Below are 12731 nucleotides of genomic sequence, written 5' to 3' on the forward strand. Positions count from 1 at the left end.
TTATTTACCGTAGCTCATGTCGGAATAACGATGGCAGGCGGATTATCTGTACCGTCGACCAACCGGGTATGCCCGCCGACCTCAAGATAGGTAATCGTATAATGAACCGTCCAGGGTTTCTCTGTCAGGCAGCGATACTTGAAGGTTTGCGCTTTGGTTTTATCGGGATTAAAGGAGAACTTCTTGGTTTTCTTTTGTTCTTTGTCATCAAGATAAGTGAGTTCAACCAGCACCTGATTGTATTTATCCCAGGAGAACTGGCGATCGAGGAAAATATCAATTTCATTGAAAGTGAGTAAATTACTCGGATCGAGACCGATGGTGGTAGAAGCGGTTTTGAATTTTGACTGATAGCTGCTGTTACCTTCCCAGCCGGAGCTGCTCGCTGATTTAAAAATAAACTCGCCTTGAATATCGAGTAATTCATTTTTGTCTTTGCTTCTGGCAATATTTTTCCGCCATTCTTTACCGTCCTCGGTAAAGGCATCACTGGTATAGACATTGTTATTGTAGCTGGCTTGAAATGCTGCCGCTTTGATACCGAACTCTTCAAAGCCATCAGGGCCGAAGATTTGCAGTTCGATTTTCTGAAAGAACGGATCATTGACGTTTACTTCAATAAAATAAGGTTTATCTTTTTGGGCTTTTAACGTGTCGGTGCCGATAAAGTTTTGTGGTACGGCGGCCTGAGTAATCGCTTTTGATGAAGTGTAGTTAAAGGATAAGGTTTTATGCTCGGTAATGTTGACCACTTTTAATTCCAATGATGCGCAGGGGAAAAGACCGCCTTTCCCTTTTTCATCTTTACTGCCAATCAATGATTCCAGAATGGAAGCGCTGGCTGATTTTGCCTGCTCATTACTTTCTGCGTTTGGTTTAATGGTTGCGTTGAAAAATATCTTTAGTAGTTCTTCTTTGACAAACTGTAATGCCCACTCTTTTTCTTTGGTCGCCTGATCGCCGGGCATACTTTCGGTCACTTTAATCACGAGTTTTTGATCTTGCTCCAGTTTCTTAATCACGCTGTCAAAGCCGAGCCAAAAACTTGCCGGTGTCTCGACCGGAATAGGAATATTAATGCCAAACTTAGCACCGAATTCCTTATAAACGCTGTCAAATTCCGCTGTAACATCCACTTTCAATGCTGGGGTGATACCGGTATAAGTGAGGTTGTAAGCCACCGCCGCTGGTGCCTGCGCTTGATTAAACGCAGCCTCCAGAATAACCGCCTGTTGTGGCGTCAGTTTGGCACTGAAAATGGCGGTGTTATTACCAAATAGGCTAGAGCTTTGTGCGCTAATCAACTGGCCGTTGGAATTTTGTGCATCCAGAACAAAAAAGTTCACAGTACCATTATTAAACGGTACTGGCGCTTTACGGGCATTTTTCGGCTTGATCTTCAGTTTATTCAGGTAATCGGTAAACGCGGTGTTGAGTTCGCCTTCATCGACGGCAGTATTGACCTCAAAGTTTATGTACCCGCCCTGTTGGTTGGCGTCATCACCGGTGTATTTAATTAATGAAAATACCGGTTTCCCATCGCGTACGGCAATATGAATATCACCGGGCAAATACCAAAATTGGTTTTCATCTGAATCATCAGAAAAAAACGTGATGTTTTTAATCGTGGCGGTTTTTTCTCTCAGTAATAACATGATATTTCCTCATGGTCAGTTAGTAATATTGATCTGTTCTTCATCGGTAATGAGTTTTTTATTTTCAACGCCGCCGTCATTATCAATAATCATGATGTCGAGATTAATAAACAGTAATGTCGGGTCGGGTTGATCTGCGCTAAATAATGCAGGTTCTGACTGGTCTTCAGAGAAATAAAATGCTTCCTTTAACGTGTTCATGGCGAATTGGTTATAGCAGTAAGTCACATTGACTAGAACCTGTGTGATTCTTTCCCAGTCAAAAGCTGGGGTGATTTTCAGCGTTCTTTGTTTATAGAGTCGTGAAGATATGCTGACATCCTGGCTGGTGGGTTGGTCTAACCTTACTGGTATATGGGGAGTGTTAGCGCTAATGCTATATTCTTTGATTACCGAAAAAGTATAGCATTCAGGATCTGGTAGCATGATGCTGTATTCTTCTGACGGTTTTTTCTCGGTGATGTGGAAGTTTTTTGATGTGCTGTTTTCTTTGTTTTCAATATGGGTACAGGTGATATTTACCAATATTGATGTATACCATGCCCAGTTGAATCTTTTTTCTGTGGCAATAACGAAATGATAACGGCTATATAACGATTCAATGTCTAAAAAAATTTCGGTTAAGGATGTGCTCATGATGGCTGAACTGACAAACATCACACCACCGACCGGATGGTTAAAATATAATGTGAACTGATACTCCACCGGCCAGGACATTTTTTTTGTTACAGGGTCGATAATGGCGGAAAAATGGAACGTTTTGGCCGCCATATTATTTCTGGAAAAAACTAACGGGGACCGCGTGTTACCATAAGTCAAATTGAGCGCCACCAATTGAATATTTTCGTCTAACTCAGATGTCAGCAGTTGAGCTTTTATGCTGCGGTAAGAGAAAAAATCATCCTGAAGCTCGTGATAGCTTACGACGTCGATGGCATCATAATGGCTCTGGCTAACCAATGTGGCAAAAAGCGCTTGAGGATAGAGAGATCGCCGTACTACCGTAGTTTCGGTGATTCGGGCACTGAGCGTGCGTTTATCAATATCTTTAACTGAGATGTTTTGTAATTGGAAACCAAATTTAGGCGCGGGGGCTGTTTTTATTTGACCAAATACTGGGGTGAAAAATTCGCAAGTCAGAATCGTGCTCAATTCAGCCGTGGCTTGTTTCATATAATGGTCGGGGTTGGTATTTCTTACCTTGATAGTAACCAGCTTATTACTGATTAAGGTTTCGGAAATATCATCAATATTAAAAGAAAAAATCAGCGCATTAAAACCGAATGAGATTTTCAGATATTCATATACCTGATCCCATTGGGCATCAAGTTCAAAGGTTGAGGGGGGTAATTGTTGCAGGTAGTCGATTTTATAACTGACGGCAATCGGTGCTGATTCCGGTTGCTGAAGCAGCGCGACGATTCGCTCAATATCATTCGTATCAGTCAGTGCGGCCATGATGTAGCAAAACTGATTATTCCCCAGCGAGGTGTGATTCAGCAGTTGAGGCATAGCTTGTGGAATACAGAGCGTGGCAGTGCTGGCAATAATTTGTAAGGGGAGCAGGGTCGCGTCCGGCGGAATATCGGGATTATCCCGCGCCGCTGCCTGTGCAGCAGCCATACTGCTGTTCAGTTGCGTCTGCAATGAGAGTATTGCGTAGTAAGTCGTCGGTTGTGCGGTGGCGCTGCTCCTGAATATTTGATAATGCACTTCGGGAATAGCCTGCTCATTTACCAAAATACTGGGTGCCAACGCGCTATAATAATAAACTTGGCTACCTGGCATTGCATTAATAAAACCGATAGTTTGTTCCGTTATTCTGTTATCCATGGGGGTGTCCATGTTGAATAAAAAACAATCAACCGAGCATCAGTCATCAATGCAATGACCGATGCTCTGCCTATCCAATAGTAATGAACACTGTTCATCACCGCCTCAACGGGAGGGCCGGTTCAGAGGCAGCACATCTGGCCGCCGCTACACCAGAAGAATGACGGGCCATTAACACTTCACCACCACCGCGACCGATGAACCGGTTACCTTGCCCTCAATTGGCTTGGGATCGCGCTCATCATTGTAAATAATGGTGCCGCTATAGGTGATTTCAGGAATGTCATCTGTGCCATCGGGTAAAAACTCGAAGGTAAGGTCGCGGCGGGTGGTGGTATCCACGAGATCTTTTTCTTCCAGATTAATCGATTTAGTCTGTTTAAACTTGTAGGTCTTATAGTTCACCATCATGTCGAAGATGATAATTAGTACATCTTTCTTCGGTGCGATGAAAAATATGGAGTAGGTCGTTTTCCTCGGTAAGGCATTCATTATTTGAATCTGGTTCGCACGGGTGCCACCATATCCGGGCAATTGCGGAGATGGTTCAATACCTGGTTCGATGTAAGTAAAATTACCACCATCCCGGGTATAATAACTGGTGGTGAAATAAATGGGATTCTCTGGCTTCATGCCTACTGGATAAATAAAAGGTTTTGGCTGCGTGGAAACATTCAATACCTGAGTATCGCTTTTTAATTCTACGCCATGCGCTGGATCGGAATATTGGGCTTTCAATAGCACCTGGTTGAATGTTTCCCATGCCTGTGTATCAAGTAACGAATCAATTTGCGCGTAGACAATACCGCATTGTGCCATGTTGATATATTGAACCAGACTATCAATTATATCTATTTTACCTGAATGATAGGGTTTTGAATGCAACCCTGAGAAATTCACCGTATATGAATAGCTGTAGGTGCGCCCCAGTTTTTTATCAATATACCATTTCTCGGTTTTTTGCGACGCGGTGTTTTTTCTGTCGAAGCGGAGTGTGCTGACATGGTTATCATCATATTTTGCGATAACAATAATATTTTCAATATCATATTTATCCAGGTCCTGACTGACATAAAATTCGGGTTGAATAAACTGAAAGAAGGGATCATCAAGATCGTATTCTTTGAAATAGTCATCGACCTTCTCAGCACCAACAATAGAGAGGATAGACGGCAACTGAGTCTGCGGCGCGATGGAAAAAGGAACGACACGATTTTCTTCATATACGCGGGTGAAATCCTGCGTATTTTTCAGACTTTCTTTAAATTTATCAAAATTACCTGCATCGTTCAACAAATCCATACTCATATCCAGCCCTGTCTGGCTAGACAATATTTGTTGAAGCTGTGTTTGTCCCCAGTCCTCGAAGGTTTTTATCCAAGCGCTATATTGATCATCTTTCATGCCCATTTCTTGCGCGCTGAGGCTGGTAATGACAGAAACCTTGGCAGCACCTTTCTCGGAAAACTCACGGGTGATTTCTTTTTCATCCGCAGACCAGGTATGACGGGTAATGGTCTGCGTCACTTCTTTCATTTTCTCACTGTTGTAGGTGACAATAACTTTTACTGCCGGCAGAGAGGCATCCAGCGTGAAGTTATAACGAATTCCGACACTGGCGTTACTCGGCGTTCCTTTTAATACATTCTCAAACAGGGTTGCTCCCAGCCCCGTTAGCGACATGCTAAATACAGTATCGTTATTCCCCAAACCAGAGGGACTCAGTGGTGTGGGCATCTGACAGTAAAATACTTTGTTCTCATTGATGATCAATGAGGCCTGCGCTGAGGTATAGCGGGGTTGGCGCAATTCTATTTTACGCGCATTATCGGGCATCAGTTGACCAAGAAATTGATCGTCACCCGCGTCAGGGTTATAAGCGAGTATATATTTTTTTGCTTGCTCTTCGGTTAATCCAGCATTTTGAAAAGCTTTAATTTTGGCATCTTGATTGGCTTTATTGGTCGGATCGGAATTAAATAATTCTTCAGCTTTAATATACTGGACGATAAGTTTTGATTTCGCCACAAGTTGCGGTGATATCCCACTATAAAGCTGTGCTTTTATTTTGTCGGCTTCGCTTTCTGATGGCACAGGAAGTTTGACGGTAAACTGTGCGTATCCGCCTTGTTGCTCTTCTTTACGATATTTATAGAATAAGAAGTCAGGTTTATTTTCCTGACCAGAAAATACTGGAGTTTCAGGAATAACATAAAAAATATTTTTATCTTCGCTATCGCCATAGCAGGTATAGGTATATACCTTGACGCCTAAGTGTTCTTTGGTATCTATTTTAATCGAATGCTGGATGGCTGTGGTTAACATAGCTTATTCCTCTTAACTCATGGTTATTTTTTGTATTGAAGTTCAATACGGAATGAGGTCGATTGCTGTACACCTGAATCGTAATTTCTGCTTATAAATGACGACGTTTTTCCCTGCCAGTGGTATTCAATACGGCCATTCAAGCTATTTGACTGGGTATTGAGTAACCAAGTGGTTTGCCACTGCTGATCGGAAAATGAAAAATTAAAGGTAGCGCGTTTGGCCTGACCTTCTGGGACGTAATTGGCACTGCCTGAAATCGTCTTAAAATCAGATTGTAAGTGGCGGGCATCAAAGGTCACTTCATGAAACCCGATATCCTGAACGGTCAGGTTGATGTCTGCTTGCCACTGGCGCGTGATATTAATGAATGAATAGTCGGAAAAGGTGACCTTGATATTTATCTCATTCACGCGACTATCGGCGGTGACGGTGAGAGGAGGAAAGTTTGGCCACTGCATGGGTATTTTTTTATCCGCCCACGTCAGTTCAATCGACATAATCATAAATTTGCTGGCATTGAAATCCAGGCTGACTTTGCAGGTATGCTGTTTTCCCGGATCGTCAGGTTGTTTTCGTTGAGGCTCAGGCAGCGGCGAAGGGTCATAGGAAATAAGTTTATTGGCGATAAAGCCGCTAAATAGCGTCGCGATATCCTGTTCGTCGATCAGTTCATAAGATTGGGGCAGGCTGCTTTCGTAAGAAAAATCATAGTCAATTCTGGTGGGTATCTCATCAATATGCGAGATATTGGCGAGCGTATTACTGAGGATGCTGGCAGCGAGATCGACCAGATTTTTTCTCACGGTCTCTTTGGTCTGCGGCGACGGGGTATTTTTAAACTCCTCGTCCAGCACGACGATACCAGCAGTAATTTGCTTGTCGAGTAGCTGCGCAATAGCTTCTGGTGTGCGGGTTTTGGTGTTAAACGCCAGTATTAGAAACTGCCGCCAGTCGCTGTTGAGACGGGCATTAACCGTAGTGCTTACCGTGAATTGTGTGTGGGTGGCAAGAAAAACCCGCTTCGCGTTGCCCTGTATGGCCTCAGTCAACTCTATCCCTTCCGAATGGGTGGTTGACATAGAGTTTCCTTCAAACTCAACCAGATAGGTGGCGTCACCCAGCGGCTCATGAAAGCGCAAGAAAATCGCCGTCTTCGCAGTACACTGCTTAAGGGTGATGTTACCGCCTGAGTGGGAGATATGTGTCTGAATATACTGTTGTATAGCTTGGGTATTGAGGGGAACTAACGGTGTAATCAGGATGACGAGGCCGCCTGCCGGACTGGTGGTAAGGTGAAAACCACTGGTTTTATTTCCCCGATCGTCATGAACTATCTCAGGCGTGAAGCAGCCGTAGGTATAGTCATTGGGCGGGCACCGCTGATCGTGAAAGACGAAAGCTCGATCAAGCAAAAAAAAGGACGCCAGATTTTTTTCAGGATTTAATGATTCAGTCTTCATTTTCAACCTCAAGTGTAATGGTTTGATTGCCCGTCACATAGTCCGACCATTTACCGTTACTGGTTTTATAACGAAACCCTGCCGCGTAAATTGATGTGACATTCCATTGATATTCATAGCAATTATCCTGCTGCGTAAACGTATGATCGCGCGTTTGCGTTTCACCCTGAGCTTGAAATCGTAACGTGACATAACGGATGCCAGTAGCAAACCGGGCGATAATGGTGGCGTGCTGCGCACCAAACTGAGGAAAACTATAAACACCGATGGTGGCTGACTGGATGATTGGCATATCGAGCACCACTGAGGCGGCGCTATCGTTATCCCAGGCGGTCAGCTTGGCATAGGCATCACGTCCCGTTATCGGATAACTGAAACAGGGCGAAGCCAGTGTGAGTTCAAAGGGTTCTGACAGGTCAGCGGAGGAGTAGTGGCCTATGAGCATACTGTGTTGTGCGAATGTCGGATCGATATTGAGGGTCAGGAACTGACAAGGAAGGCTGGAATAATCCAGCGTCAGTATTTTGTTATTACTGGTTCGTTGCTCGCTGACGAGGGAGAGATATCCATTGGCGGTTGGGTAGCTAACGCGAATGTGGTACTGATATTCGCCATTCAAGCTGAACGTATTATTAATAAATGTGAAGGCCAAATAACTCTGACTGGGTATCAATAGCAGGGTTTGCTGTTGTCCAGCAGGATAAAGCTCGCCCGGAGGTAAAATGATTTGTATATCAATAAACGCCCCGTCTTTAAGACCCTGTGGGAAAGCGTAAAGGATGTTAATCCGCAGGTTACCGTCTGGCAACGCAGGTGCGGTTATCTGGTGGATAACCTGTTCGGGAGCCTCTTTGGCAATTTGTTGTGCCGTGGCAAAGGGATCCAATAAAAAGCAGATGGGGCGCCGGGTTAGCTCAACGCGTTTTAAATCAATTATCAGACGACGCTGTTTCTGGGGGAGCAACAGACAAATATAAGTAGTATTGGTGTTGGCGTTACCGATATAGGGCGATCCCAACGTGTTGAACAGACGATCGAGCAAAGCCTGCGCGAATAATAGCGCTTCTGCCGGGTTGGTTGAGGAGAAGGCTGGCGAGATTAGCAGCGGTAGCCGGGACAGATTTTCGTACATGTACTGAGTAAGCAACATGTAGGGAAACGCGATCCGGTTGTTGGACACCGGTTGGGCGTCTTTAACATTGGCCGCCAGTTCGGCAATTAACTGGCCGGGATCGCAATCTAGTGTGTAGTTCAGCCGTGGCGATACACCTTCGACAAAGCCATCGATACGAGCATTAAAGCCAACAATATTATCCAGCAACGTTTTTTTCATCAGTTGCGTGGTATCTGCATCAAGCGAGATCAAAAATTGAATCGACTGCGCCGAATACCAGGTCGGATCGTAATCCTGATGGGTTAATGCTGAATCATGGTCAGGTGGTGAGCGGAAACTTAGCTTATAGGGGATAACCGGCAAACCTTGGATAGCCTTCCCTGGGTGTTGGCGATTGAATGCCTCAAGTGCGCCGCCGCTGGCAAATTGTAGCTCAGCGGTAAAATCAAGGTCGCCGTAGATAATGTTGCTGCTTAGGCTGAGGATCACATCCAGTGCAAAGGCCAACGGATCACCAGCAATCAGGACGAAGGGTTCTGGATATAAATAATAGACATCAGACTGCTGACAGACGGCAACGACGCGCAGCTTGTCATCGGTGATAATTTGCTGAAAATCAGGATAACTAATAAACATATCAATCAATTACCTTATGGTTTTAATATGGTTTTGATAATCCTGACGCCATTCTTCCGGTAGCTGGTTTAGGATATTCACCGAGCGATGGTGGTAGGCCTCTTCGTAGTGATACTGCATCGTGCTATCGCCAACTAGCACGCCTGCGGCATACATGGTGCTGCTACTTTCTGTCAGATCTTTGATGGGGTCGTCAGTGGAAAGGTGCAGGTTGTACACCTCAATTTCGCCGTGTTGTTTGTTGATACGGCTGATAGCACAGTCACACTCTGGGGTTAGCAGTCGACTGGTCAGAGTCAATTCACTCGCCAGTTTCACACCGGTGGTAGTGCAAAAGGGGTGGCCCAGACTGGTGATAAGGGTTTTGAGCTGGCCGCTACTATCCCTGACTTCAATCTCAAGATAGTTTTGCTCCGTGCCGGTAATCACATCTTCGACTCTTAACGCTCGCCCATCCTGCGATTGCACCCATTCACCAATAAAGATGTCGTCAATGGCTTTTTCTTTACCATCCTGCATCAAAATGGGAGTGCCTTTACCTAAACAACCATAGGTAATCTGCATGGGTTTTAGTGTGTTGGTATTTAAAAAGCGCTGTTCAGGATCGAACGGACCGGGAGCATTGGTAATAAAACTGGCTACACTCGCTCCTTCAATTTGTAATGTCACTTTAAAGATATAATAAACCCGCTCACCGGAATCAAAATCGGGACGTTTGAATTTAAGCCAGTCTAGATCCCACGATAAAACGTTGCCATTAATTCGGGTTTTAGCGTCGTCAAAGAAATTAAAGTCATTGGCAGGGGTGATCGGATCGCCGCCCTGACGTTCGCGGACCAGATAAATTGAGTTATACGCGTTTATAGGCTTGCCATTATTTAAATCAATATTGCCGAAGTAGGTTACGCTGCCTTTTATCGGTACGGTGACATTGCCGTCAAAATTATTAAAGTAGTCACAGTCGCTTTCTTGACGGGCCAGACAGATTTTTATCAGATTATTTTTATTTAAATCAGCAGGTGAATCATTTTGAATTAATTTTGGGTAACTTTGTGTGGTAACAATTTCGGCCCCGTAAACTGTCTGGTTATTCACCGTTTGGGCGAAGGTATAGATGATATTAACCGGATAGCGGGTTTGTTTTAAACTGGCCGGGAAGGTGCCATTAGCCTGGATGGGGCAATTAGCAGTATAAATATAGTTCTTTTTACATTGTACTGTTCCCGCAGGGCTGCCTGATTCGTCAAAAATACCTAAGGTTTGCGTGATGTTTACGGCTGACACCGGCAACGAACCAATGGCATTTGCTGAGAACGTTTGCCCATCAGTAGAATCCAGGCTGACGATGCTGTGTACCTGTTGTGCGCTATCGCTATCCCCCATCGCCAGTGAACTGACGGCATATTTAGCCAGTTTGTGGTTTGCCCAGAGCTGACTGAAATTAGGACAACGAACGAGGCTGATACCTGCTAGTCCCAGTTGAATATCATAAAATTTCACCAGCAGCGGATCGTTGGTATTAATTATAAATACACCGGTGTTTGCATATTTATTAATTACACTGCTAATAATATTATTTTCAGAAAAACTATTTTTTCCTGAGGGCATAGTTGCAGATTGCATAATATCATTTCCCAATGAGTTTGCTGTGATTATCTATACGAAAATTCTCTAAAGCATAGGGCGTTTGATAGAATATAGAGACAAATATTCAGCGTAATAAAACAAGATGTTGGCTTAGTAACTCAAAAGCATTGACTGAAAATTTATATTTTCTATCTTTCGTATGCTGCCAGTTTTATGTAGGTAGCCGCGTTGGTTACTTGTTCTATCCGAGAGTCTGGCTCGGAAAGAGCCAATATGTTGTTAAGACAGAAATATTTTCTCCTGAGACGATGATTTTTTTGTGGGTAATATTGAAAATTTATTAAAATGGTGACGGTGTTCAATAGAGTAAATTAATTCAGTGTTACTCAGTATCGTAACCCTAGAAAATAATGTTAGCAGCAATGCAAAAAAAAACCACTGAGGAAATAGAGAATAGAGGGAAGCCGTCTGGGAAAATGTGCACAGCAGGATGGTGATGAGAATGAAATAATAGGCTTTATATTCGTATTTTTATTGAGTTTCCTCTCCTTATTCTTTTATCTTACGTTTACTCATCCAATTTGTTGAATATGCTCAGCGCTGAGCATAAATACAACATTATTCAATTGAATTCATTCGTTAATATAATGGATTAAACGTGATAAAAAACGACGTTATTTTATCAGAAACGATTTCGTCGTATCGAACCCACAGCGCAACGCTACTTGAAAGCGGTGACCAACCACGATCACAACTGAAGTTATTACAAATAAAAAGATAAAAAATAGTCTAATCTAATGATAAATAATGATTTTATTTTAACGCCAGCAGCTTGTCATATAACTGTAATATTTCATACATTTTTCTGTCATTAAACTGTCCTATTTTCCCTCCTGCACCATACTTAATCTGATGAAAACAATTTATACACTTGGTACTTGAGTTGCAGCGTTGTTAGCTTGGTTCATTACTCAGCCCATCCTGCAATACCAGGTTCTTTGGTATAGAGTTAATTCTAATATCCCATTAGGAGGGATTATGAAACTGATGCGTACCACCGTAGCCAGCATTGTGGCAGCGACTTTATCTATGACCACTGTGTCCGCGTTCGCTGCTGCAAGCCTGACAGGTGCAGGTGCGACATTCCCCGCGCCGGTGTATGCCAAGTGGGCAGATTCTTATCAGAAAGAAACAGGTAACAAAGTTAACTATCAAGGGATCGGCTCTTCAGGTGGCGTAAAACAAATCATTGCCAATACTGTTGATTTCGGTGCTTCTGATGCGCCATTAGCAGACGATAAGCTGGCGGCTGAAGGTTTGTTCCAATTCCCAACTGTGATTGGTGGTGTGGTGCTGGCCGTTAATATCCCTGGCATCAAATCTGGTGAACTGACTTTAGACGGTAAAACACTGGGTGATATTTATCTGGGTAATGTGAAGAAGTGGAATGACCCGGCGATTGTGAAGCTGAATCCGGGCGTTAAATTGCCAGATCAAAATATTGCAGTGGTGCGCCGTGCTGATGGTTCTGGCACTTCATTCGTATTCACCAGCTATCTAGCTAAAGTGAATGCGCAGTGGAAAGAGAAAGTGGGTGCAGGCTCAACGGTTAACTGGCCGACCGGTTTAGGTGGTAAAGGTAACGACGGTATTGCGGCATTTGTTCAGCGCTTGCCAGGTGCCATTGGTTATGTGGAATACGCTTATGCCAAACAAAATAACCTGGCTTACACCAAACTGGTTTCAGCCGATGGCAAACCAGTCAGCCCAACAGAGCAAAGCTTTAGCGCTGCGGCCAAAGGTGTAGACTGGAGCAAAACGTTTGCTCAAGACTTAACCAATCAGAAAGGTGATGATGTTTGGCCAATTACCTCTACTACTTTCATTTTGGTGCACAAAGAGCAGAAAAATGCGGCTAAAGGCACTGAAGTACTGAAGTTCTTTGATTGGGCATACAAAAACGGTGCTGAACAAGCTAATGCGCTGGATTACGCCACATTACCAAAAGAAGTGGTTGAACAGGTTCGTGCAGCTTGGAAAACCAATGTTAAAGACAGCAATGGTAAGCCAATCTTCTGATTGAAGTTAGTTTTGCCTGTAATAATTTATTTATAAGAT

Annotated in this window: 7 protein-coding genes; 1 reads left to right on the plus strand and 6 read right to left on the minus strand. The window is 43.7% G+C overall.

Annotation, left to right across the window (positions count from 1 at the left end):
- Nucleotides 1-14 precede the first annotated feature (14 nt).
- From Q2T72_RS21870 to Q2T72_RS21895, 6 genes are all read right to left on the minus strand, one after another.
- Nucleotides 15-1655: a hypothetical protein gene (locus tag Q2T72_RS21870; protein WP_372569823.1), complete on the minus strand. Its 1641-nt coding sequence runs from the start codon at nt 1653-1655 to the stop codon at nt 15-17.
- Nucleotides 1656-1670: 15 nt separating this feature from the next.
- Nucleotides 1671-3488 carry a hypothetical protein gene (locus tag Q2T72_RS21875; protein ID WP_372569824.1) on the minus strand — a complete coding sequence of 606 codons (1818 nt, stop codon included), beginning with the start codon at nt 3486-3488 and terminating at the stop codon, nt 1671-1673.
- A gap of 171 nt (nt 3489-3659) precedes the next feature.
- Nucleotides 3660-5813: a hypothetical protein gene (locus tag Q2T72_RS21880; RefSeq protein WP_372569825.1), complete on the minus strand. Its 2154-nt coding sequence runs from the start codon at nt 5811-5813 to the stop codon at nt 3660-3662.
- A gap of 23 nt (nt 5814-5836) precedes the next feature.
- Entirely contained in the window at nt 5837-7276 is a 1440-nt protein-coding gene (locus Q2T72_RS21885; RefSeq protein ID WP_372569826.1) for a hypothetical protein, read from the minus strand.
- Nucleotides 7266-9026: a hypothetical protein gene (locus Q2T72_RS21890; protein WP_372569827.1), complete on the minus strand. Its 1761-nt coding sequence runs from the start codon at nt 9024-9026 to the stop codon at nt 7266-7268. Before Q2T72_RS21890 ends, Q2T72_RS21885 begins: the two co-directional genes overlap by 11 nt.
- Nucleotides 9027-9035: 9 nt before the next feature.
- Nucleotides 9036-10649, minus strand: a complete 1614-nt coding sequence (locus tag Q2T72_RS21895; RefSeq protein ID WP_372569828.1) for a Hint domain-containing protein — start codon at nt 10647-10649, stop codon at nt 9036-9038.
- 1002 nt (nt 10650-11651) lie between these two features.
- Between Q2T72_RS21895 and pstS the strand changes: the two genes are divergently transcribed.
- Nucleotides 11652-12692, plus strand: a complete 1041-nt coding sequence (gene pstS / locus Q2T72_RS21900) for a phosphate ABC transporter substrate-binding protein PstS (protein WP_083161568.1) — start codon at nt 11652-11654, stop codon at nt 12690-12692.
- Nucleotides 12693-12731 lie beyond the last annotated feature (39 nt).

The organism is Yersinia sp. 2466 StPb PI, assembly GCF_041538325.1.
Lineage (GTDB): Bacteria > Pseudomonadota > Gammaproteobacteria > Enterobacterales > Enterobacteriaceae > Yersinia > Yersinia enterocolitica_E.

Coding starts and splice junctions, on each gene's coding strand:
- Q2T72_RS21870 (WP_372569823.1), bottom strand. CDS start 1,655: ATGTTATTACTGAGAGAAAAAACCGCCACGATTAAAAACATCACGTTT.
- Q2T72_RS21875 (WP_372569824.1), bottom strand. CDS start 3,488: ATGGATAACAGAATAACGGAACAAACTATCGGTTTTATTAATGCAATG.
- Q2T72_RS21880 (WP_372569825.1), bottom strand. CDS start 5,813: ATGTTAACCACAGCCATCCAGCATTCGATTAAAATAGATACCAAAGAA.
- Q2T72_RS21885 (WP_372569826.1), bottom strand. CDS start 7,276: ATGAAGACTGAATCATTAAATCCTGAAAAAAATCTGGCGTCCTTTTTT.
- Q2T72_RS21890 (WP_372569827.1), bottom strand. CDS start 9,026: ATGTTTATTAGTTATCCTGATTTTCAGCAAATTATCACCGATGACAAG.
- Q2T72_RS21895 (WP_372569828.1), bottom strand. CDS start 10,649: ATGCAATCTGCAACTATGCCCTCAGGAAAAAATAGTTTTTCTGAAAAT.
- pstS (WP_083161568.1), top strand. CDS start 11,652: ATGAAACTGATGCGTACCACCGTAGCCAGCATTGTGGCAGCGACTTTA.